This is a genomic window from Microbacterium trichothecenolyticum (genome assembly GCF_041938625.1).
Lineage (GTDB): Bacteria > Actinomycetota > Actinomycetes > Actinomycetales > Microbacteriaceae > Microbacterium > Microbacterium trichothecenolyticum_D.
Genome location: NZ_CP169427.1, coordinates 3,293,241 through 3,316,838 on the forward strand (window position 1 = coordinate 3,293,241; position 23,598 = coordinate 3,316,838).

Here is a 23,598-nt window from a genome sequence, read left to right on the forward strand (position 1 = left end):
CCCGGGCGAGGGTCAGCCGAACGCGGCCCAGAGCTCGGCACTCGTCGCGCGCCGCGCGACGAGTGCCGCGAGCAGGATCCGCGCCTGCCCCGGCCGCAGCGTCGTCGAGTGCACCGCGCCGGCGGCTCTGAGGTCGCTGCCGCCGCCACCGCCGCCATAGGTGGGCGCCAGCGCGCCCTGCGGCACCCGGCTGGACACCACGACGGGGATGCCGTCGGCGACGCACTCGCGGACGGCGGCGACGACGGCGGCCGTGGAGTTTCCCGACCCGAGCGCCTGCAGCACGATGCCGTCGGCGCCGGCGGCAGCGCTTGCGCGGATGTGAAGGGCGTCGGCGCCTGGAGGGAGGGCCACCATGTCGATCCGGACGCCATCGACGCGAGCCGTCTCTCTCGGAGTCGTCGCACCTGCCGGCCCCGCCGACCGGAACGCATCCATGCTGTCGGCGCTGAACTTGTACGCGCCCCAGGGCGCCAGCTGTCGTCCGCCGAAGAGCACCACGACGGCGTCTCCGTCGTTCCGGCGCGGGAGTTGGCCGGCCGATGTCTCGGCGGCGAGCCGGACGGCCGCCTCGATGTTGGCCGGTCCGTCGGAATCGGGATGATCGGCGGTGAACTGGGCTCCGGTGACGACGATGCGCCGGTCGGCGTCGCCGTGCTGCAGTGCGAGGAGGAGGGCCGTCTCCTCCAGCGAGTCGGTGCCGTGCAGCACCACGATCCCGCGCGTCTCGGGATCGGCCAGCACCTCCCCCACCGCGTCGCTGATGCGCTGCATGTGCGCGAGCGTCAGCGTCGCCGAGTCCTGCGCCATGACGTCGACCACTCGTACCGGCGCGCCCGGTTCGATTCCGGTGAGCAGGCCGCCGCCGCTGACGACCGGCCTGCTCGCTCCGTCGCCGACCCGGCGGCTGGCGATGGTGCCGCCCGTCGCGATGACGACGACGCTGCTCGCCGCACCCGTCACCGTTCTCCGTCCTGAGCGCCGCCCGCGTCGGCGATCGGCTGCTGCGTCGCGCCTGCCTGCTCTCGGAGCCGGACGGCGGCGAGGGTCCCGGTCCGCTCGGCGGCGAGGCGCCGGATGCGATCGCGCAGAAGGAACCAGCCTCCGATGAGCGCCGGCACGATCAGCACGAGCGACGAGACCGTGGAGGTGCCGATCGGGTAGTCCAGTGCCATGAGCACGATGACCGTCGCGAGGAAGCCGAGGGTCACGTATCCCGTGTAGGGGGCCCCGGGCATGCGGAACGCGGGCCGATCGATCGTCCCCTTGCGAGCCAGCGACTGCAGCTTCAGCTGGCACAGGATGATCACCGCCCAGGCGCTGATGATGCCGAGGGCCGACACGTTGAGCGCGATCTCGAACGCCTGGGACGGGACGAACGCGTTGAGCGCGACACCCATCGCGGTGACCACCGCCGTGACGGCGATGCCCACGTAGGGCACACCGGCGCGGTTCATGCGCGCCAGCGGGGCGGGTGCGGATCCGGAGACGGCCATGGAATGCAGGATGCGGCCGGTCGAGTAGAGACCCGCGTTGAGGGAGGAGAGCACCGCCGTGAGCACGACGAGGTTCATGATGACGTCGGCGCCCTGAACTCCGATCGACCCGAAGAACGTCACGAACGGGCTCTCGCCTGCCTTGTAGGCGGTGTACGGCATCAGCAGAGTGAACAGGAGCACGGAGCCGACATAGAACACCGCCAGGCGGAACACCACCGCGCGGATGGCACGGGGCATCACCTTCCGGGCGTGCTCCGTCTCGCCGGCGGCGGTTCCCACGAGTTCGATCGACGCGTAGGCGAACACGACGCCCTGCACCACGATGAGCGCCGGCAGGAGCCCGTTGGGGAACATGCCTCCGTTGTCGGCGATGAGGTGCAGCCCCGGGCTCTGCCCGTTCACAGGTGTGCCCGTCACGACGAAGAAGACGCCCACCGCGAGGAATGCGACGAGCGCCAGCACCTTGATCAGCGCGAACCAGAACTCCAGCTCACCGAACACCTTGACGGAGAGCAGGTTCATGCCGAGAACGAAGACGAGGGCCACGAGGGCGAACACCCACTGGTCGATCGGCTGCAGCCACGGCACGTACTGCTTGAAGAAATTCATGTAGAGCGCGACCGCGGTCACGTCCGCGACCGACGTCATGGCCCAGTTGAGCCAGTACATCCAGCCCGCGGCGTACGCCATCTTCTCGCCGTAGAACTCCCGGGCGTACGACACGAACGAGCCGGTCGTGGGGCGATGGACGATGAGCTCGCCGAGGGCGCGCATCACCAGGAAGGCGAAGAACGCGCATACCGCATAGACGAGGACGAGAGCCGGACCGGCGATCGCCAGGCGGCCGCCGGCACCCATGAACAGCCCGGTGCCGATGGCGCCCCCGATGGCGATCATCTGGATCTGGCGCGGGCGCAGCGCCTTGTGGAATCCGGCTTCCTCATCTTGCACGACCGTCGGCCGGTCGGTCTGCGTCTTCGTCGACGTCATCGCCATGCGCTCCTGCTCCTTTCGCGTCGCAGGCCGCTCTGCCCGCGAAACTGACTGCCTGCCTGTCAGACAGCTTCGCCATTGAAGCACGGCGATTCCCGGAAAATCAACAAGACATCCCCAGAATCTGTCTGATAGATTGACCGCCAGGTGGCCACTCGAAGGAGAGAACATGCCCGCAACCCGCACCGAACACGACCTTCTGGGCGACAAGGAGGTACCCGCCGATGCGTATTGGGGAGTCCACACCGAACGCGCTCGCGAGAACTTCCCGATCACCGGTGTGCCCGTCGGGCGATACCCGTTCCTCGTCCGCGGCCTCGCCTTCGTCAAGGAGGCGGCCGCCCTGGCCAACTTCGATCTCGGCCTGCTGGACGAGCGCAGGGCGACCGCGATCTCCACGGCATGCCGCGAACTGCGTGCCGGCGCGCTCCACGACCAGTTCATTGTCGATCTCATCCAGGGCGGCGCGGGCACGTCGACCAACATGAACGCGAACGAGGTCATCGCGAACCGCGCGCTCGAGATCCTCGGCAGCGACAAGGGGGACTATGCGCGCGTCCACCCGAACGACCATGTGAACCTCAGCCAGTCGACCAACGACGTCTACCCGACGGCTGCCGACGTCGCGTTCGTCGAGGCTGCCGCGGAGTTGCGCGCCGCCATGGTGGAGCTGGAACAGGCGTTCGCCGCGAAGGCCGAGGAGTTCGAGGGCGTGGTCAAGATGGGCCGCACGCAGCTGCAGGACGCGGTTCCGATGACCCTCGGGCAGGAGTTCCGTGCGTTCGCGGTGATGCTCGGCGAGGACCGCGCGCGACTCGACGAGTCTGCGGCGCTGCTCTACGAGATCAATCTCGGGGCCACGGCGATCGGCACAGGGCTCAACGCGCCGCCTCGCTACGCCGAGACGGCGTGCGCGCACCTCGCCGAGCTCACCGGCCGCCCCTTCACCACCGCGCACGATCTGGTCGAGGCGACACAGGATCCCGGCGCGTTCGTGCATCTGTCAGGCGTGCTCAAACGCATCGCGATCAAGCTGTCCAAGACGTGCAACGACCTGCGGCTGCTGTCGTCAGGCCCGCGCGCCGGGCTCGGCGAGATCACGCTGCCGCCCCGGCAGGCGGGGTCGAGCATCATGCCTGGCAAGGTGAATCCGGTGATCCCCGAGATGGTGAGCCAGGTCGCCTACACGGTGATCGCCGATGATCTGGCCGTGACCCTCGCGGCCGAGTCGGGGCAGCTGCAGCTCAACGCCTTCGAACCGGTGATCGTGCGCGCACTGGCGCAGAGCTTCACTCATCTGACCGCCGCATGCCGCACCCTCGCGTCGGCATGTGTGGCGGGCATCGAGGCGCACCCCGAGGTGATGGCCGCGCGGGTGGAGAACTCGATCGGCCTGGCCACCGCACTCAATCCCCTCCTCGGCTACCGGGCGACGACGGAGGTCGCCCGCGAGGCACTGGTGACGGGGCGCACGGTGCCGGACGTCGTCCGCCGCCGAGGCCTGCTCACCGACGCCCAGCTCGACGAGGCGCTCAGTCTGCAGCGCCTGGTGCCCCGCCCGCCGACAGCGGCGTGATCACCCGCTCCACCTCGTTGAGGTGCGCACGCATCGCTTCGCGAGCCTCGATCGCCGAACCCACCGCGATCGCCTCGGCGATGCGTCGATGCTCCCGGCTGGAGGCCTCGCGTCGCTGAGCCACGAGGTTGACGATCTGCGACTGATGCGTGAGCGCGTCGCGGATATCGGCGAGGGTCTTGGCGAACACCGCATTGCCGGATGCCTCGGCCACCAGCGCGTGGAACCGGGAGTCCAGTCGCACCCATTCGTCGGGGTCGTCGCTGGCGTCCATCTCGGCGCACAGGCGCGCCAGTTCGGCACGCTGCTGCTCGGAGCGCCGCTCGGCCGCGAAGCCGGCGGCGGGGACCTCGACATGGGGGCGTGCCTCGACGAGGTCGCGCGACGAGAAGTCGCCGAACGTCGTCGAAGGGTTGAGGCGGTCGGCGATCACGTACGTGCCGCTACCGGTCCGGGTGCGGGTGAGCCCCAGCGCCTGCAGCGATCGCAGCGCTTCGCGCACGAGGGGTCGACTGACGCCGTACCGCTCCGACAGCACCGCCTCGGCAGGGAGCCGCGTGCCGACGGGGATCGCGCCGGAGGAGATCGCCTCCCGCAGGTCGGTCAGCACCGCGTCCGCCACACTGGTCCGAGGCACGGCGTCGGCGCGCGGCATCCACCTGACTCCATCGCTCATGTGTCCACTGTCGAAGCAGGGCGTGAAGTTGTCAAACCGCCAGTCCGATTCGGGCAAGGGCTTCTGCTGTCAGGCGTCTGCCCCGTGCTCGACGTCGGCGGCGCCCACGATGATCGGGATCGTCGAGGTGACGGTGGGCACCGAGGCCGACAGCAGTGAGCCGTCCTCGCGGCGCGCGTCGCCGAGCTCGCGCAGCGACGGCCGCCCCGGGATGACCGGTCCCTGCCCGTCGAGCGGTGCCACGACCTCCTCGCCCGCACCGACCACGTAGCCCACCCCCCGCACGCTGAAGCCGACGGGGTCGCCCTCTGTCGCGCGCACGCGGAGTTCGCCACGGGTGACTGTGACGACGAGGCGCGTGCCGTGCCAGTGCAGCACGAACTCGAGGGACGGCCACGAGGCGGGAAGCCGCGGGTCGAACGACAGCTCGCCGAAGTGATCGCGCATGCCGCCGAACCCGGAGACCAGCGCGGTCCACACGCCACCGGCCGACGCCACGTGCACACCGTCGGCGGCGTTGTGGTGCAGGTCTCCGAGGTCGACGAAGATCGACTGCCGGAAGTACTCCAGCGCGAGGTCCTGGTAGCCGACCTCGGCGGCGAGGATCGCCTGCACGACCGCCGACAGCGTCGAGTCGCCCGTGGTCAGCGGGTCGTAGTACTCGAAGTCGGCGAGCTTGTCCTCGTCGGAGAAGTGATTGCCCTGCAGGAACAGGGCGAGCACGACGTCGGCCTGCTTGAGCACCTGGTACCGGTAGATCACCAGCGGGTGGAAGTGCAGCAGCAGGGGCCGCTTGTCGGGCGGCGTGTTCTCGAGGTCCCAGATCTCGCGCTCGAGGAACACGTGGTCCTGCGGATGGATGCCGAGGGTCGGGCTGAACGGGATGTGCATGGCCTCGGCGGCCCGCTCCCACGCCTCGGGCTCGCCCGGCTCGAGGGCGAGGCGGTCGACCATCTGCCGGTAGACCTCGCCGTCGGCCTCTGCCATCTCCCGGATGGTGCGCGCGGCGAAGCGGAGGTTGAACCGCGCCATGACGTTCGTGAAGAGGTTGTCGTTGACGACGGTCGTGTACTCGTCGGGGCCGGTCACGCCGTGGATGTGGAACGTGTCGCCCTCGCCGTCGAGCACCCCGTCGCTCGAACGCCAGAAGCCGAGCGTCGCCCACAGGCGCGCCGTCTCGACGGCGATGTCGACGCCCTCGCGGAAGAGGAATTCGTTGTCACCCGTCGCACGCACGTACTTCGCGAGGGCGAAGCTGACGTCGGCGTTGATGTGGTACTGCGCAGTGCCTGCGGCGTAGTAGGCGGATGCCTCTTCCCCGTTGATCGTGCGCCACGGGAAGAGCGCACCGGCCTCGTTGAGCTGGAAGGCCCGGCGCCGCGCGGCGGGAAGCATCAGGTACCGCATGCGCAGCGCGTTGCGCGCCCAGAGCGGCGTCGTGTAGGCGAGGAACGGCAGCACGTAGATCTCGGTGTCCCAGAAGTAGTGTCCGGAGTACCCCGAGCCCGTCATGCCCTTCGCGGGCACGCCCTGCCCGTCGGCGCGCGCTGACGCCTGGGCGAGCTGGAACAGGCACCAGCGGGTCGCCTGCTGCAGGTCGTCGTGGCCGCCGATGCGCACGTCCGAGCGCTCCCAGAACGCGTCGAGCCACTCGCGCTGCTGGGCGCGGATCGCGTCGACGCTCTCGCCCAGGGCGCGGTCGAGGGTGCGGCGGCAGCGGTCGACGAGCTCGCGCGCGGGCACGCCGCGCGAGGTGTGGTAGCTCACGAGCTTCGTGACGCGGATCGGCACGCCGGCCTTCGCGTTCACGCGGAACACGTTCTTCGCGATGTCGGGCTCGATGAGCGTGCGCGAGGTGTACTCGTTCGCCGTCTCGACGAGGTGGTCGGCGACGACGGCGATCGTCATGCCCGAGTCGGTGACGCGGTACGACAGGGCCGAGCGCAGCTTGTCCTGCCAGTACTCCTGCGGCTGCAGCACCCGCTCGTGCAGCTTCTCGGTCTTGCGCGGGTCGAAGCCGGCCCTGCGCGGAGCCGTGGGCGTGCCGCCGTAGACGTCCTCGCCGTCCTGGCGGTTGAGGATCTGGCAGCTCACCGTCACGGGCGCGTCGGCATTGAGCACCGTGACGTCAACCGTCATGACGGCCAGGTGCTTCTCTTCGAACGACACCAGTCGCTCGAACTCGATCCGCACCTCCTTGCCCGACGGCGTCACCCACAGGATGTGGCGGCGCAGCACGCCGTCGCGCATGTCGAGCGTCCGCTCGTACTCGCGGACGTCGGCGACGTCGAGCGACAGCGGCTCGTCGTCGACGTAGACGCGCATCACCTTCGCGTCGGGAGCGTTGATGATCGTCTGGCCGACCTCGGCGAACCCGTACGCCTGCTCGGCGTGGCGGATCGGGAACGTCTCGTGGAACCCGTTGATGAAGGTGCCGTGCTCATGCGCGTGACGCCCTTCGGGCTGATTGCCGCGCAGACCCAGATAGCCGTTGCCCACGGCGAACAGCGTCTCGGTAACGCCGGTGTCGGCGAGGTCGAACGACGTCTCGACGAGCCGCCACGGGTCGATGGGGAACCGGTCGCGATCGATCATCGTGCGAACTCCTCCAGATCGGTGACCACGACGTGGGCGCCCGCGTCGACGAGGTCCTGCGCCCCGACGCCCCGGTCGACGCCCACCACGAGCGCGAAGCCGCCGGCGGCCGCCGAGCGGACGCCGCTGATGGCGTCTTCGACCGCGGCGCTGCGTGCAGGGTCGACCCCCAGCATCCGCGCCGCCTCGACGAACACGTCCGGAGCAGGCTTCGAGGCGAGGTGGTCGCGTTCGGCGATGACGCCGTCCATCACGACCGCGAAGCGATCCCGGATGCCGGCTGCCGCCAGCACCTCCTCCGCGTTCTTGGAGCTCGACACCACCGCGACGGGCGTGCCGGCTTCCGCGAGCACGTCGAGCAGGCGCATCGACCCCGGATACGGAGCGATGCCCTCGGCACGCAGCACGCGCTCGAAGACGGCGTTCTTGCGGTTGCCGATGCCGCACACGGTGTCGGCGGTCACCGGGTCGGACGGGTGGCCCCACGGCACCTCGACATCGCGCGAGCGCAGCAGGCTCGCCACGCCGTCGTACCGCTTCTTGCCGTCGAGATGATCGAAGTAATCGCGCTCCGTGTACGGCGGGGTGATGTCCCACGCCGCGAAGAGCTCCTCGAACATCGTCTGCCACGCGTGCATGTGCACTTCGGCGGTGGGGGTCAGCACGCCGTCCAGATCGAACAGCACGGCGTCGTAAGCGGCCAGATCGGGCAGGGCGTCGTCAGCCACAGAACCTCCGGGAACGGGAGCGGTACGGATGCTCGGCACGGCGTCGGGCCGTCCAGCAAGCGTAATGCGGGCGGGTGTCCGGTCGACACCCCGTGACGGTCAATCCCTGGCGACGCTCAGGGTCTGACGCGCGATCTCGAGCTCCTCGTCGGTGGGCACGACGAGCACGGTCACGGTCGAGGCATCCGTCGAGATGATCCGGATGCCGCGTTCGGCGCTCTCGTTGCGCGCGGGATCGATCTCGACGCCCGCGAAGCCGAGCGTCTCGAGCGCTCCGGCCCGCACCTGGGGCGCGTTCTCGCCCACCCCGGCCGTGAACGAGATGACGTCGGCGCCGCCCAGCTGCGCGAGGTAGGCGCCGGCATAGGCGCGCAGCCGGTGCACGTACACCTCGAACGCCAGGATCGCGCGCTCCTCGCCGCGCTCGATGGCGGCGCGGATGTCGCGCAGATCGTTCGAGCCCGCGAGCCCTAGCAGACCGCTGCGCTTGTTGAGCAGCTCGTCGAGGTCGTCCACCGACATGCCGGCGCGCCGCTCGAGCTGGAACAGCACGGCGGGATCGATGTCGCCCGAGCGCGTCCCCATCACGAGCCCCTCGAGCGGCGTGAACCCCATCGACGTGTCGACCGAGCGGCCGCCGTCGATCGCGGTGACCGACGCCCCGTTGCCGAGGTGGAACACGATCTGCTTCAGCTCGGCGAGCGGACGCCCGACGAAGGCGGCGGCCGCTTCGCTCACGAACTTGTGCGACGTGCCGTGGAAGCCGTAGCGGCGGATCCGATGGGATGCTGCGACCTCCGCGTCGATCGCGTACGTATACGCCGCAGGCGCCAGGGTCTGATGGAACGCGGTGTCGAAGACCGCCACATGCGGTACGTCGGGGAACGCGTGCCTGGCGGCGACGATCCCGGCGAGGTTGGCGGGGTTGTGCAGTGGGGCGAGCACCGACAGCTCGTCGATGTTGATCTCGACGAGGGGTGTGATGAGCGTCGGCTCGAAGAAGCGCGCGCCGCCGTGCACGACGCGGTGGCCCACGGCGACCGGGGGCGTCTCGGCGAGCGACGGCCCGTCGGAGGCGAACGCGTCGAGCATCACCCCGAAGCCCGCGGTGTGATCCGGGATCGGAAGCTCGCGCGTGCGTGTCGCGTCCAGGAAGGTCGGCGTGCCGGTGACTTCGCCGGTCGCTGAGCCTGTCGAAGCGGTCGCGTACACGGTGTGGCGGGCGATGCCGATCGGGTCGCCGATGCGCTCGACGAGTCCGGACGCGAGCGTGCGCTCGGTGTCCATGTCGAGGAGCTGGTACTTGAACGACGACGAGCCGCTGTTGATCACGAGCACCGGTGTCATCGGACGTTCCCCTTCTTCCTCCGGTCGCCGTCTCAGCGACCGGCCTCCTGTGCCTGGATCGCGGTGATCGCGATCGTGTTGACGATGTCGTCGACCAGCGCGCCGCGCGACAGGTCGTTGATCGGCTTGTTGAGGCCCTGCAGCACCGGTCCGATCGCGACGGCGCCCGCGGAGCGCTGCACCGCCTTGTAGGTGTTGTTGCCGGTGTTGAGGTCGGGGAAGACGAACACCGTCGCACGTCCCGCGACCGCGGACCCGGGCATCTTCGCCGCGGCCACCGCGGCGTCGGCCGCCGCGTCGTACTGGATCGGCCCTTCCACGAGCAGCTCCGGAGCCCGCGAGCGGACGAGGGCGGTCGCATCCCTCACCTTCTCGACATCGGCACCCGATCCCGACTCTCCCGTCGAGTACGACAGCATCGCAACCCGCGGATCGATGCCGAACTGCGCCGCGGTCGCGGCCGACGAGATCGCGATGTCGGCGAGCTGCTCGCTCGTCGGGTCGGGGATGACGGCGCAGTCGCCGTAGACCAGCACGCGGTCGGCGAGGGCCATCAGGAACACGCTCGACACGACCGAGACGCCCGGCTTGGTCTTGATGATCTCGAACGCCGGGCGGATCGTGTGCGCCGTGGTGTGCGCGGCGCCCGACACCATGCCGTCGGCGAGACCCAGGTGCACCATCATCGTGCCGAAGTACGAGACGTCCGTGACGGTGTCGGCCGCCTGCCCCACTGTGACGCCCTTGTGGGCGCGCAGGCGCGCGTACTCCTCGGCGAACTTGTGCACGTGCACCGCGTCCAGGGGCGAGAGCACCTCGGCGCCCTGGATGTCGATGCCGAGCTCGATCGCTCGCGCACGCACCTCGAACGGCTCGCCCAGGATCACGAGGTCGGCGATGCCGCGCTTGAGCACCGTCGCCGCGGCGCGGAGCACCCGGTCGTCGTCGCCCTCGGGCAGCACGATGCGCTTGCGCTCGGCGCGCGCCCGCTCGATGAGCTGGAACTCGAACATGAGCGGCGTGACGACCGTTGCGCGCGCCAGGCCGAACGCGACCAGCAGCTCGTCGGTGTCGACGCTCTGTTCGAAGAGGGCGAGCGCTGTGTCGTAGCGGCGCTGGGAGTCGGCGGCGAGGCGACCGCGCGTGCCCATGATGCGCACCGCGGTCTCGTAGGTGCCGAGCTCGGTCGTGATGATGGGCACGCTCGAGCCGAGACCGTCGATCAGCCGCGTCACCGGCTCGGGAAGCTCGAAGCCGCCGTTGAGCACGATGCCGGAGATCGACGGGAAGGTGCCGGATGCGTTGGCGAGCAGGGTGGCCAGCAGCACTTCGGAGCGATCTGCGGGGATGATGACGACGGCGCCCTCGAGCAGGCGCGGCAGCACGTTCACCATCGACATGCCCGCGACCACCACCGCCAGCGCCTCGCGCGTGAGACGACCGGGATCGCCGGCGAGCATCTCGCCGTCGACGGAGCGCATGATGCCGCGGATCGACGGCGCGACGAGGAAGCGGTCCTCGGGGATCGCCCAGACCGGAACCGAGGCCTGCGGCCCGGAGGCCGGCACCGGCGCGGGCGGAGCGGCGCCGTCGAGGTGCGTCCGGATCGACCGCCGGATGGCCCGGATCGTCTCGTCGGCGCGCTCCGCGTCGGCGCGGTTGGCCACGACGGCGAACAGCTTCGCGCGGCCGTGTGCGAGTTCGGCGAGCGCGAGATCGGCGATCTGCCCCATCTCGGCCGGAGTGCGCGCGAGCGATGAGCCGAGCTGCTCGGGCTGCGTCTGGTTCTGCGCGGAGCGGCCGCCGAGCACCAGCAGCACCGGGGCCCCGAGGTTCGCCGCGATGCGGGCGTTGTAGGCGAGCTCGGCGGGACTGCCGACATCGGTGTAGTCGCTGCCGACGATGACGACGGCGTCGCACTGGGCCTCGACGGCCTTGTAGCGCTCGACGATCGTCGCGAGCGCAGCATCCGGATCATGCCTCACGTCGTCGTAGGTGACGCCGATGCAGTCGTCGTACGGGAGGTCGACGCCGTCGTGGTCGAGCAGCATCTCGAGCACGTAGTCGCGCTCCACGGTCGACCGCGCGATCGCCCGGAACACGCCCACCCGCGGGGTCGCGTGACTCAGCGCGTCGAGCACCCCGAGCGCGACCGTGGACTTCCCCGAATGACCCTCTGCCGACGTGATGTAGATGCTCTGCGCCACACGACCAGCCTATGGGCGGCACGGATGCTGCGGCCAGGCGTGCCACCGGAACACCATGGTCGGCGACGGACGGATCCAGGACGCGAAGACCATCATGCTGCTGCAGTGGGCGGTGCTGGAGGGCCCCTTCGCCCGGGAAAATTAAGACTCTCCGCGAACCCGGCAGAGCCTGGTTACCCTTGCTACGTTTCCGTCCTGGGGGAGTTGGCCTGGATGCCGCCTCGCGGAGAGCTGCGTCAAGTCTAACCCGTCGCGCGGAGACCGGACGTCACACCACCAGCGGACCCAGGCGCACGGCCAGAGGCTGCAGCACCGACAGCACCTGAGACGGGTCGTCGGCACGATGGCGGGGACCGGAGAATCCCACCGCGCCCGCCAGGCTGCCCGTGGCGTCGCGGATCGGCACCGCGACGCAGCCGTACCCCGGAACGAGCTCGCCGAGCTGGCGGGTCGCGCCGAGATCGGCGAGGTCCTGCCGCGCCGCGTCCTCCCCTCTCCCCTGCTCGATCCGCAGCAGGCGTCCGAGCGCGAACCGCTCGGGCTCGCGGGCGAGACGCACCTCGTCCGAGAAGGGGAAGTCGGGGTCGGCGTCGACCACAGAGACACGGCCGTCCACGAACAGCACCACGTGCACGCCGCCGCGCAGCGCCGTGCGGGCCTCGGCCACGACGCCGCGAGCCGCCGACGTCAGGCGCGCGGGTCCCGCCGCCACGGCGGCGAGCTGCACCACCTTCGCCCCGAGGGCGAACCCCGCGAGGTCGGGGGTGCGGACGAGGTACTCGTCCTGCACGAGGAGGTTGAGCAGACGATAGGCGGTCGCACGCGGGAGGCCGAGCTCGAGTGAGATCTCCCGCGCGGTGGCACCCGCACCGAGGTGCGCCACCGCCTCGAGCACCGTCAGCGCGCTGTGCACCGCCTTCGGCTGGCGCGCCGTCAGCGTCGGGCCTGACGCCGGCAGCTCACCCACCGCCGGTTCGCTCCCCGCGGGCGACGCCGCCCAGCACCTGCGACGCGACAGGTTCGTCGTACGAGCCGATGCCGGCGAGAGACGACGGGCCGCGACGAAGCCGACCGAGCACGGCGATCGCTGAGATCACGGCGATCCCCGCCGCGACCCAGACCGCGACGCCACCCGCGGCGGCGTCGACCGCGAAGAATGTGACCAGGGCGCCGGTGAGGACGACCGCCGACACCGTCGCCGCGACGGTCGACCCGAGAGTCAGCTCGCCGATGCGGCGGAGGAATACCGGTGCCGCCACGCACACCAGGGTGTACGCGACGATGTAGCCGGCGCCGCCCACGGCGATCGTGACGTGCATCGCGTCGCGGATGTCGAGCCCTGAGACGAGGAGCAGGAACGGCACTCCCGCGATGACAGGGAACGCCAGCGCCACCGCCCCGATCGGCGTCCCGAAGCGCGGATGGGCGCGACCGGCCGGAGCCGGCAGCACCCCGTCACGACCCATCGTGAACAGCACCCGTGTCAGGGCGGTCGTCGACCCGATGGCGCACGCGATGAAGGATGCCGCGATGCCGATGTCGGCGACGACCCCCCAGCCGCCCAGCCCGTACGCCGCCGCGAGCTCGTTGATCGGCGAGGCGCTTTCGCCGAGCGGCGCCCCGAGCGCATCGAATCCCGCGACCTGGGTCACTGCCGCCAGCACGTAGAGTCCGCCCGACAGCACCACCGTCCACACGATCGCGCGCGGGACGTTGCGCAGCGGCGCCCGCGCCTCGACACCGAGCGTCGAGGCGCTCTCGAACCCGACGAACGCGGTGAGGGCGATGACCGACCCGGCGGCGAGCGCCGCTGGATCGGCGTCCCCGACGCCGAGCACCCGCCACGGGTCGATCGGACCGATCCGGACCAGCAGCACCACCAGCAGCACCGCGATCAGCGCGACCGAGAGCACCTCGACGAGGAGCGCGATGCGCGATGAGATGCGGATGCCGCGCACCAGCACGACGGCCACGAACGCGGACTCGGCGGCCAGGACGCCGGCGAGGGTGCCGGGGCCGCCCGCCGCAGGCCACACGGACTCGAGCAGGAACGTGACGTAGTACGCGCCGCCGAGCAGCGCGAACATCGCGATGGCGCCGTAGCCGACGAGGATCGCGGCACCGGATGCGAGGCCGGCGCCCGAGCCGAGGCCGCGCGCCGTGTAGGTGTAGGTCGAGCCGGCCGCGGCGAGCCGGCGCGCGAACTGAGTGATCGTCCGGGCGACCAGAAGGCTGAGCACCGCCGCCAGGAGGATGGACAGCACGGTCGCCGACGGCGAGATGCCTGCCACGAGCAGCACGACGGTGGTCGCCGCGGCGGCGGGCGCGACCGCCGCCACGGACTGCGCGAGCACGTCGAAGAACCCGACGCTGCGGCGGTCGAGTCCGTCGAGCGGCGAACGCGCTCCGAAGTCGTGGACGGGGTCGGGTCGCGCGATCGCGCGCTCGAGTGCGGTCATGTCGCCTCCGGTGGTGCGAGCCAGACGATACGCGCGCGCGGTTGCCGCGCCGCTTCCCCCGTGTTTCGCCCGTGTGTCGCCCGAATGAGACACGTCTGCCCGCCGATCTCACTCGGCGTGCGCGAGGTTTCACAGGGGTGAAGCGGCCGTGCAATCCGCCGGAGCCAGGCTCGCAGCATCCCGTTCCCCATCCGTCCGGAGGTCCCGCCATGACCCAGCTCGAATCGAAGGGGGTCGAGGCGTCCGCCAAGCGGACGCTCACCGGCTCGCTCGGAGTCACCGCCATCGTCTTCATGGTGGTCGCCGCCGCATCCCCGCTCACCGTGATCGGCGGCGCCGCGCCGCTGGGCATGCTGCTGGGCAACGGGATCGGCTTCCCTGCGCTGTACGCGATCAGCGCGGTGATCCTGCTGCTGTTCTCGGTGGGCCTGGCGACGATGACCCGCCATGTGCCCAAGCCCGGCGCCTTCTTCACCTACGTCGGCTACGGCCTCGGCCGATCGACCGGCCTCGCCAGCGCATGGATCGCGATGCTCACCTACACGACCATCCAGGTGTCGGTGTACGGCTACATCGGCTACATCCTGTCGGTCACGCTGCAGTCCCTCGGCGGTCCCGCCCTGCCGTGGTGGCTCATGTCGCTGGCGACCATCGCCGTCGTCGGCGTGCTCGGCTACCGCCACATCGACCTGTCGAGCAAGGTGCTCGGCGTGCTCCTCGTCGCCGAGGTCGGGATCGTGGTCGCGATGGTGGTCGTGGTCGTCGCGACGGGAGGTGCCGAGGGGCTCAGCCTCGCGCCGTTCGAGCCGGCCAACGTCTCGAGCGGCTCCCCCGGTGTCGGGCTCATGTTCGCGATCGCCGCCTTCATCGGCTTCGAGGCGACGGCGATCTTCCGCGACGAGGCGAAGGATCCGAACCGCACGATCCCGCGCGCCACCTACGCCGCGGTCATCGGCATCGGCGTCTTCTACACGCTCGCCTCGTGGGGGCTCGTCATGGCGTGGGGCCCGAGCGGCGTCATCGACAAGATCGCCGAGGATCCCGGCACGTTCATCATCGCGACGATGGCCCGCTACCTCGGCCCGTTCGGCGAGGTCGCGGTCAACATCCTCCTCATCACCGCGATGTTCGCGTGCGTGCTGTCGTTCCACAACGTCGTCACCCGCTACCAGCACTCGATGGCGAACGCCGGCGTGCTGCCCGACACGCTCGGCGCGGTGCACGCCAAGCACCTCTCGCCGCACGTGTCGTCGCTCGTCCAGACGGCCACCGCCGTCGTCTTGATCGCGGCGTTCGCGGTGCTCGGCCTCGACCCCGTCCTGCAGGTGTTCACGTGGTTCGCCGGCGTGGCGACACTCGCCATCGCGATCCTGATGGCGGTGACGTCCGTGGCCGTGATGGTCTACTTCGTCAAGACGAAGAAGGACGGCCGAGTGTGGAACACGGTGGTCGCGCCCGCCCTCGGATTCATCGGGCTCGTGCTGTCGGCGGCGCTCATCGTCGCCTACTTCCCGATCATGGTCGGCGACGTCGACGCGGACGGCAACCCGGTGTTCGGCACCGTCAGCTGGTTCCTCCTGGGCCTCGTGGTGGTCGTGCCGGCCATCGGCTACGCGCAGGCTGCGTGGATCAAGAACCGGCGCCCCGCCGCCTACGCGAAGCTCACCGACTCGATCGCCGGCTGACGGCCGCCGATCCATCCCCGCAACACCCGCAACAAAGGAGAACCATGACCATCACCGATGTCGCCGCCGCTTCGGGCTTCGCCGCACCGCCGGCGCCGCAGCATCCGCTCGCCTCGCTCACGCCCGCCGAGATCCAGGCCGTGCGCGCGATCGTCCTCGGGCTCGACAGCACGACCGACGCCACGCGGTTCGCGTACGTCGGGCTCGAGGAGGCACCCAAGCCCGAGGTGCTCGCGTGGGAGGCCGGCACCGGCGCCCTGCCGGAGCGCCGCGCGCGTGTGCAGCTGCTCGACATGAAGACCGCACTGTCGCTGGACCTGGTCGTGTCGCTCGCCACCGGCGTGGTGCTGTCGAGCGTCGAGCTCGACGGCACCGCCGGTCAGCTGCCGATCCTCGACGCCGAGTTCGAGGAGGTCGGCGTCATCGCGAACGAGAGTGAGGAGTGGGTCGCCGCCCTCGCCGCTCGCGGTCTCGCGCCCGACGATGTCGTTCTCGTGCCGCTGTCGGCCGGCAACTACGGGTACGAGGACGAGGCCGGGCGCCGCATTCTGCGCACGTTCGCGTTCCAGCAGTTCCACGCCGCGGATCACCCGTGGGCGCACCCCGTCGACGGCCTGACCGCATACATCGACGTCGCCGCGCGGACGGTGATCAAGATCGTCGACAACCCCGGGTTCGACATCCCGCAGACGAGCGGCAACTACGACGACCCCGAGCTGCAGGGCGCGCCGCTCGAGGGACTCACGCCCATCGTGATCACCCAGCCCGAGGGGTCGAGCTTCCGCGTCGACGACGAGCACGTGACGTGGGGCGAGTGGGACTTCCGCATCGGCTTCGACACGCGCGAGGGCCTCATCCTGCGTCAGCTCTCGTTCGCCGGGCGCCCGGTGATGTACCGCGGGTCGATCAGCGAGATGGTGGTGCCCTACGCCGACCCGCAGCCGAACCGGTTCTGGCAGAACTACTTCGACACCGGCGAGTACCTCTTCGGCCGCTACACGAACGAGCTCGAGCTCGGCTGCGACTGCGTCGGCGACATCACGTACGTCGATGCGATCCTCGCGGACGAACTCGGGATGCCTCGCACCGTGCGCAACGGCGTGTGCATGCACGAGGAGGACTTCGGGTCGCTGTGGAAGCACACCGACCTCTTCACCGGAGCGTCCGAGGTGCGCCGGTCCCGGCGGCTCGTGATCTCGTTCTTCACCACCGTCGGCAACTACGACTACGGGTTCTTCTGGTACCTCTACCTCGACGGCACGATCGAGTGCGAGGCGAAGCTCACGGGCATCCTCTTCACGTCCGCCTATCCGGGTCTGAACGAGGACGGATCGCCGTACCCCTTCGCATCGGAGGTGGCCCCAGGACTCGGGGCGCCATACCACCAGCACCTGTTCTCGGCACGGCTCGACATGACCGTCGACGGTATCGCGAACGTGGTCAACGAGATCGACGCGGTGCGCGTGCCGATCTCGCCCGCGAACCCCGCCGGCAACGCCTTCACGAAGAGCGTCACGCCGATCGCGTCGGAGAAGGAGTCGGGCCGGCTCGCCGACGGCGCCCGCAACCGGGTGTGGCAGATCGCCTCGACCGACAAGACCACGTCGATGGGCCAGCCGACCTCGTATGTGCTGTTCCCGACCGAGACCCCCGTGCTGCTCGCCGACGACGAGTCCTCGATCGCCTCGCGCGCCGCGTTCGCCACGAAGAACCTCTTCGTCACCAAGTACGACCCCGCCGAGCGCTATGCGGCGGGCGACTTCGTGAACCAGCATCCGGGCGGCGGCGGCATCCCCGCCTTCATCGCCGGCGACGAGCCGCTGATCGGCGAGGACGTCGTGCTGTGGCACACGTTCGGACTCACACACTTCCCCCGCAACGAGGACTGGCCGGTCATGCCCATGGACTACGCCAAGTTCACGCTGAAGCCGTACAACTTCTTCGAGCGCAACCCCACGCTCAACGTGCCTGCCCCCGAGTCCGCGCACTGCTCGGCAGGGACCGGGCACGTGCACGGCGCGACCGGCGGCTACGGACCGACGGCTGGCGCGCACGCGCACGATTCGAGCACGCACGGGCATGACCCCGACGCGCACGGTCACGTGCACGGCGCGCATCACCACCACGGTTGATCCGTGACCGAACTGCTCCACGCCTGGGCCATCGCCCCGGCCGCGATCGGCGCCTGCTGTGTGGCAGCCGACCGCGGACGGGCGCGATGGCCCGACTCCGTCGCGTCGGCGCTCATGCTGATCGCGATGCTGGACGCGGCGCTCACCGGGCTGGTGGCACCGGTGTACTGGGCGGCGGTGCTCCTCGGCGCGGCGATGGCCCTCGCAGCCTGGCAGCGCCCCCGACGGTCGCCCGGCGGCAGCGAAGCGTCGACCCCAGGCCCGATGACGGTCCACACCGGGCTCGGGCTGGTCGCGATGGCCGCATTGCAGGTCGGCATGGTCCCCCAGCCCGCCGCGACGACCGCCGCGACGGCACACGCCCACGGGGGTGCCGGCGGCGGGCCGCTCCTCGCCGTGCTCCTGCTCGGCGGTGCTGTCGCATACGCCGCACTGTCGGCGCTCCTCGTTCTCCGCGCTCATCGGCGACTGGACCGCGCGCAGCTGATCTGCATGGGCGTCTCGGTGCTGCTCATGGCGGTGGGAGTGTCGGTGTAGCCGCGGACGGCGGGTCGCGGCATCCCAGTGTTCTCCCAGCACCATCGATACCGAACCGATATCTGCGCGGTTAGGATCGGTCGCGTGGGCGAGGGAGCCCGCGCCCACCCCCGACCCGCTCGTTCGAGGGCGGAACAGGAGCCCGCGATGGTCGATACCGCGATGACGGATGCTGCATCAGGAGGCTCGGGTGTGCTCGGCGCCCTCACGGCCGAGGGATTCGCCCGCGTCACCGATGCCATCCTGGACGCGGTCGGCAGTGTGATCGACGGCAAGCCGGACGCGGTGCGCAGCGCCCTGGTGTGCTTCCTGGCGGAAGGGCACCTCCTCATCGAGGACGTCCCCGGCGTCGGCAAGACCATGCTGGCGCGGGCACTCGCAACCTCCGTGGATGCCACGGTCCGCCGCATCCAGTTCACGCCCGATCTGCTTCCCGGCGACGTGACCGGTGTGAGCGTATTCAACCCGGTCGAGCGCGAATTCGAGTTCAAGCCCGGCGCGATCTTCGCCAACATCGTCATCGCCGACGAGATCAACCGCTCCTCCCCCAAGACGCAATCGGCCCTGCTCGAGGCGATGGAGGAGCGCCAGGTCACCGTCGACGGGCGCACGCACTTCGTGCCCGAGCCGTTCCTGGTCGTCGCGACGCAGAACCCGCTCGAGATGGAGGGCACATACGCCCTCCCCGAGGCGCAACGTGACCGGTTCATGATGCGCATCTCGATGGGCTACCCCGATGCGCGGTCGGAGGCGCTCATGCTGCGCCAGCGCGACACGGTGAACCCGCTCGACCAGCTCGCGCCGGTCGTCTCGGCGGACGAGGTCGCCGGTCTCGTCGCGTGGGCGCGGGCGGTGCACGTCGCGCCAGCCATCGAGGACTACGCCGTCGCCCTGGCACAGGCGACCCGCACGCACACCGACCTGCGCCTGGGTGCCAGCCCCCGCGCGACGCTCCAATTGGTGCGCGCGGCCAAGGTGTGGGCCGCGCTGGACGGGCGCGCGTTCGTCATCCCCGACGACATCACGGCGCTCCTCGCCCCGGTGTTCGCACACCGGCTCATCCCGACCCGCGCAGCGGGCGGCGCCCGCGCGTCGAGCGCCGCAGATGCGATCGCCACGATCCTCGAGCGCATCGCCGCGAGTGTGCGGGTGCCGATCGCCGCACGTCAGTGACAGAGCGATGAAACGCGTGTGGCCGCTGACAGTCCGGGGCACCGGAGCGTTGGTCCTCGCGATCACGTGCTTCATCGTCGCGAACGAGGCGAGCATCGTGGAGCTGATGTACTTCGGCATCCTGCTGCTGGCGGTCGTGGTCGCCAGCATCGCATCGCTGTACGTCGGGCGCCGCTCCGACGCGGTCAGCCGAGCGCTCGTTCCCGACGTCGTCCCGGTCGGACGCGAAGCGCGCGTGTCGGTGCGCGTCGAAGTGCGCACGGCGCTGCCCACCGCCCCGGGAACATGGCGCGACGCGCTGCCGAAGGGGCTGCGCGGCAAAGCCGAGGGCGCTTTCCCCGCGCTCGGTTCGGGATTGCGCGGCGGCGAGCGCGGCGGCGCGCGCAGCATCGACCTCGTGTACTCGGTCACCGGCGCGCGGCGTGGCGTCCACTCGCTCGGACCGCTCACCGTGCGCTCGTCCGATCCGTTCGGTCTCGCGCGGCGCACCGTCGTGTTCAGCCAGCGCACGCCCGTCACCGTGGCACCGGCGGTCATCGATCTGCCGCCGCTCGTCGACTACGCGGGCGCCACCGGCGGGATGCTGCACACCACGACCGACCAGCTCGGTCAGGGCGCCGACAACCTCGTCGCCCGGCCGTACGCCCCGGGCGACTCGATGCGGCGCATCCACTGGCGCGCGACCGCCCACCGCGACGAGCTCATGGTGCGCCAGGAGGAGCAGGAGTCCACGCCCGAAGCCGCGGTCGTGATCGACCGTGCCGCGCTGCGCTGGTCGCCCGAGGCGCTGCGTGGACCCGGAGCCGACCCCGGGTTCGAGGCCGGCATCTCGGCGTGCGTGTCGGCGGTCGCACGGCTCGTCCACGACGGATACGCCGTCGAGGTGCTCGACACCGAGGGCACCGTGCTCGTCGACCGCATCGACGGCGGCGACATGACCGAGGTCGACGCGATGCTGGTGCAGTTCGCGACCGTGACCGCGCACCGCGAAGACGCGCTCCCGCGCCTGTCACGGCTGTTCGCGGGGGCGTCGACGGGTCCGATCGTGCTCATCGTCGGGCGGCTCGACCCGGCAGACGCGGTGGCCATCGGCCCGGTCTCGCACCACAGCACGCTGCCCCTCCTGCTCTCCGCAGCACCGATCGGCGACGCGCTCGACATCGCCGCTGATCACGGCTGGCACGTGGCGGCTGTCGGCCCCGACCGCGACCTGGGTCTCGCGTGGGCGAATGCGATCGGCCGGGGGGTGCATCATGTCTTCGGCTGAATCGGGCCGACCGGTCCGCGCCCGCACCGGCGAGCGGCTACTGACGTTCGCGATCCTCGCCGCTCTGCTGGCGGCACTGCTGCCGGTCGTCCGGGTCGTCGAGCCCGGGTGGTGGCTCGTCGCCGCCCTGGTGCTGTCGGCGATGGTGCTCGCCGCAGGATACACCGCTCGCCTCTACCGCCTCCCCGCCGTCGCGGTGACCCTCATCGAGGTCGCGGTGTGGGTCGTGTTCATGACCCTGATCTTCCTGCGCGACACCGCCATCCTGTGGGCGATCCCCACGCTCGACACCTTCCAGGCGGTGCCGATGCTGGTCGAGGCCGCGATGGAGGAGATCACCGTCGGCGCGGCTCCGCTCGAGCCGACAGTGTCACTGGCGTTCGTCGTGGTGGGGTCGATGGGGCTCCTCACGATCATCGTCGACCACGTCGTCGTGACCGCACGGATGCCGCTGCTCGCCTCCGTCGGCATCGTCGCGGTCTCGCTCATCCCGGCGATCGCCGCGCCGAGCGAGGTGGACGTCATCGGGTTCGTGTTCCTCGCGGTGACGATCCTGTTCCTGCTGCGCTCCGAGACCCGTTCTCGGGAGAAGCCGGTCGAGCGGGAGGCGGAGCGCACCGCCGGAGTGCCGGCGACCGCGCTCGGCATCGGCGCGATCGCGATCGTCGTGGCCGTCGTCGCGACCCCCGTGCTGCCGCAGCCCGGTGTGCGGGCGGGGGCGGGCCTCGGCCCCGGACCGGGGATCGACGCGACGCTGCGGCTCGGCGAGGACCTTCGGCGCCCGCAGGAGACCGAGGTGCTCCGGCTGCGCACCAACGCCCCGTCGGTGCCGTACCTGCGCGTGACGACCGTGACCCGCCTGGACGGCGAAGCCTGGGAGTCCGATCGTTCGCAGACCGTGTCGCTCGACAGCGAGCGTGCGTTCGGGGTCGTCGAGTCCGGCGAGGACGTCCGTATCAGCGAGTACACGGCGAAGGTCGACGTCGTGCGTTTGGATTCCCAGTGGGCGCCAGTGCCCTACCCCGCCGTGGGGATCACAGGCCTCGGTGCAGGCCGGTGGGGCGCGGTTCCTTACAACCACACGGTCGCCACGACCGCTGGATCGACCCAGGGCCAGTCCTACGAGGTCGCCTACAACCTCCCGCGCCCGTCGCTCGAGCAGGTCCGAGCGGCAGTGTCGGTGGGTTCGCAGGTGCGGGAGGAGACGACAGAGCTGCCGGCCGACGTCCCGCCCATCATCGGAGAGCTCGCCCTCCAGGTCACGGCTGACGCCACCTCCGATTACGACAAGCTCGCCGCGCTGCAACGCTGGTTCCGAGGCACCGACTTCCGGTACTCGCTCGAGGCGCCGGTCGAGGACGGGTTCGACGGCACGGGGGCGGAGGCGGTCGCGCGATTCCTCGAGGTGCGCGAGGGGTACTGCATCCACTTCGCGGGAGCGTTCGCGCTCATGGCGCGAACGCTACACATGCCGACGCGCGTCGTTATCGGGTATCTGCCCGGAACCCCGACCACCGACAGCATCGACGACCAGCCGGTCTTCTCGGTGTCGAGCTCGCAGCTTCACGCCTGGCCCGAAGTCTTCTTCGACGGCATCGGCTGGATCGCGTTCGAACCCACCTCCGGGCTCGGCGTTCCGACCACCTTCTCGTCTGAGCTGACGCTGCCCGGCCAGACCACCGACCCCGGCGCGACGACTCCGCAGTCGACCCCCACTCCGACGGCGCGCGGCGACCAGGCCCAGATCGACCTCGAGGAGCAGCGGCAGAACGCGTCCGGCGCGTCTGCCGACGACGCCCTCGACCCGTTGCCGATCCTCGGCGTGGTGGCGGCGATGGTGGTCCTGCTCGCACTCCCGTTCCTCATCCGCGAGCTGCGCCGCCGGCAGCAGGATGCCGCCGCCCGAGGCGGTGATGCTGCCGCCGCGTGGCAGTCCGTCCAGGAGGCCGCGATCGACGTGGGCATCCCGGTGCCGGCCAGCGAGACGCCTCGCGCCTTCGCCGGCCGGCTTGTCGCCGAACACGGAGTCGGCGCATCGGAGATGAACACCGTCCTGCTCGCGATCGAGCGCGCCAGCTATTCGCGCGCCGGCACCCGCTCGTACTGGATGGGAGACGCGGCGGCCGATGCCGCAGCATCCGTCCGCACATCCCTGCTGGCTTCCGTGCCGCCCTCGCGGCGGATTCTCGCGCTGCTTGCGCCGCGTTCGCTCGTGATCCGGCCCGGCAGTGTGTACGCCGGCACCGCCCCGGTTCGAGCAGGGTAGCCGAGCAGGGTAGGATGGTCGGCGGCCCTCCGGGGCCTCCCGGAGGATTCGCCTAGTGGCCTATGGCGCACGCTTGGAAAGCGTGTTGGGTGCAAGCCCTCGGGGGTTCGAATCCCCCATCCTCCGCCACTGTTCTGCCTAGAAAACACTGGGATCGCGACCTCGCCCGATCTTGCGTGACACGCGTACTGGCACAGTTAACTGCCTCAGTGGGGTGTTCTCACCCCCGCCGTCGCTCAACCCTGCCTTCAAGGCGCATCGAAGCCCCGGCCGTGCCTGACCCGACAAGCCTCGCCCTTGCCCGCTTTCGGAGATGCGTCGTCGGGTAAAGCGGCAATCACAACACCGATCCACGTGCGCGGCACGACGCTGGCACGCCGAGGTCCGCGCAATCCGCGAAGATAAGGCAGTCGACTGACACAATTCGCTCGAGGGGGTGGGGCGCGATGTTTACGATT

Annotated in this window: 16 protein-coding genes, 1 tRNA gene and 1 other RNA gene; 8 read left to right on the forward strand and 10 right to left on the reverse strand. The window is 70.4% G+C overall.

From position 1 onward, the window contains the following. Positions 1-12: 12 nt before the first annotated feature. Complete coding sequence (locus ACEYYH_RS15290; RefSeq protein WP_374975184.1) at positions 13-963, reverse strand: asparaginase domain-containing protein; 951 nt, start codon at positions 961-963, stop codon at positions 13-15. Next, the gene (locus ACEYYH_RS15295; RefSeq protein WP_374975185.1) at positions 960-2,495 is read right to left on the reverse strand and encodes an amino acid permease; all 1,536 of its coding nucleotides are present in this window, start codon (positions 2,493-2,495) and stop codon (positions 960-962) included. The genes ACEYYH_RS15290 and ACEYYH_RS15295 overlap by 4 nt, the downstream gene beginning before the upstream one ends. 166 nt (positions 2,496-2,661) lie before the next feature. Between ACEYYH_RS15295 and ACEYYH_RS15300 the strand changes: the two genes are divergently transcribed. Next, positions 2,662-4,068, forward strand: a complete 1,407-nt coding sequence (locus ACEYYH_RS15300; RefSeq protein WP_374975186.1) for an aspartate ammonia-lyase — start codon at positions 2,662-2,664, stop codon at positions 4,066-4,068. Here ACEYYH_RS15300 and ACEYYH_RS15305 read toward each other — a convergent pair. The 8 genes from ACEYYH_RS15305 to ACEYYH_RS15340 all read right to left on the reverse strand — a co-directional run bounded on the left by ACEYYH_RS15305 (position 4,025) and on the right by ACEYYH_RS15340 (position 14,080). After that, on the reverse strand, positions 4,025-4,744 hold the full coding sequence (locus ACEYYH_RS15305) for a FadR/GntR family transcriptional regulator (RefSeq protein WP_374975187.1): 720 nt from the start codon (positions 4,742-4,744) through the stop codon (positions 4,025-4,027). The genes ACEYYH_RS15300 and ACEYYH_RS15305 overlap by 44 nt on opposite strands. Before the next feature lie 69 nt (positions 4,745-4,813). Continuing rightward, the gene (locus ACEYYH_RS15310) at positions 4,814-7,339 is read right to left on the reverse strand and encodes a glycoside hydrolase family 65 protein (protein WP_374975188.1); all 2,526 of its coding nucleotides are present in this window, start codon (positions 7,337-7,339) and stop codon (positions 4,814-4,816) included. After that, on the reverse strand, positions 7,336-8,067 hold the full coding sequence (locus ACEYYH_RS15315) for an HAD family hydrolase (protein WP_374975189.1): 732 nt from the start codon (positions 8,065-8,067) through the stop codon (positions 7,336-7,338). The genes ACEYYH_RS15310 and ACEYYH_RS15315 overlap by 4 nt, the downstream gene beginning before the upstream one ends. A 99-nt stretch (positions 8,068-8,166) precedes the next feature. After that, positions 8,167-9,414 carry an acetate/propionate family kinase gene (locus ACEYYH_RS15320; RefSeq protein WP_374975190.1) on the reverse strand — a complete coding sequence of 416 codons (1,248 nt, stop codon included), beginning with the start codon at positions 9,412-9,414 and terminating at the stop codon, positions 8,167-8,169. 32 nt (positions 9,415-9,446) lie between these two features. After that, positions 9,447-11,621, reverse strand: a complete 2,175-nt coding sequence (gene pta / locus ACEYYH_RS15325) for a phosphate acetyltransferase (RefSeq protein WP_374975191.1) — start codon at positions 11,619-11,621, stop codon at positions 9,447-9,449. Positions 11,622-11,760: 139 nt separating this feature from the next. After that, an RNA gene (gene ffs / locus ACEYYH_RS15330) (signal recognition particle sRNA small type) lies at positions 11,761-11,857 on the reverse strand. Positions 11,858-11,889: 32 nt separating this feature from the next. Beyond that, entirely contained in the window at positions 11,890-12,588 is a 699-nt protein-coding gene (locus tag ACEYYH_RS15335; protein ID WP_374975192.1) for a helix-turn-helix domain-containing protein, read from the reverse strand. Next, positions 12,581-14,080, reverse strand: coding sequence for an APC family permease (locus tag ACEYYH_RS15340; protein ID WP_374975193.1), 1,500 nt, complete (start codon positions 14,078-14,080; stop codon positions 12,581-12,583). Before ACEYYH_RS15340 ends, ACEYYH_RS15335 begins: the two co-directional genes overlap by 8 nt. Positions 14,081-14,289: 209 nt before the next feature. Between ACEYYH_RS15340 and ACEYYH_RS15345 the strand changes: the two genes are divergently transcribed. From ACEYYH_RS15345 to ACEYYH_RS15375, 7 genes are all read left to right on the forward strand, one after another. Beyond that, positions 14,290-15,765, forward strand: a complete 1,476-nt coding sequence (locus tag ACEYYH_RS15345; RefSeq protein ID WP_374975194.1) for an APC family permease — start codon at positions 14,290-14,292, stop codon at positions 15,763-15,765. Positions 15,766-15,809: 44 nt separating this feature from the next. Further along, positions 15,810-17,897: a primary-amine oxidase gene (locus tag ACEYYH_RS15350; protein ID WP_374975195.1), complete on the forward strand. Its 2,088-nt coding sequence runs from the start codon at positions 15,810-15,812 to the stop codon at positions 17,895-17,897. Between the two features lie 3 nt (positions 17,898-17,900). Beyond that, complete coding sequence (locus ACEYYH_RS15355; RefSeq protein ID WP_374975196.1) at positions 17,901-18,434, forward strand: hypothetical protein; 534 nt, start codon at positions 17,901-17,903, stop codon at positions 18,432-18,434. Positions 18,435-18,581: 147 nt separating this feature from the next. Continuing rightward, on the forward strand, positions 18,582-19,607 hold the full coding sequence (locus ACEYYH_RS15360) for an AAA family ATPase (protein ID WP_374975197.1): 1,026 nt from the start codon (positions 18,582-18,584) through the stop codon (positions 19,605-19,607). 7 nt (positions 19,608-19,614) lie between these two features. Beyond that, positions 19,615-20,874, forward strand: a complete 1,260-nt coding sequence (locus tag ACEYYH_RS15365) for a DUF58 domain-containing protein (protein ID WP_374975198.1) — start codon at positions 19,615-19,617, stop codon at positions 20,872-20,874. Next, on the forward strand, positions 20,861-23,140 hold the full coding sequence (locus tag ACEYYH_RS15370) for a transglutaminaseTgpA domain-containing protein (RefSeq protein ID WP_374975199.1): 2,280 nt from the start codon (positions 20,861-20,863) through the stop codon (positions 23,138-23,140). The genes ACEYYH_RS15365 and ACEYYH_RS15370 overlap by 14 nt, the downstream gene beginning before the upstream one ends. A gap of 41 nt (positions 23,141-23,181) precedes the next feature. Further along, positions 23,182-23,269: transfer RNA gene (locus ACEYYH_RS15375), tRNA-Ser, on the forward strand. The last annotated feature ends 329 nt before the right edge of the window (positions 23,270-23,598 follow it).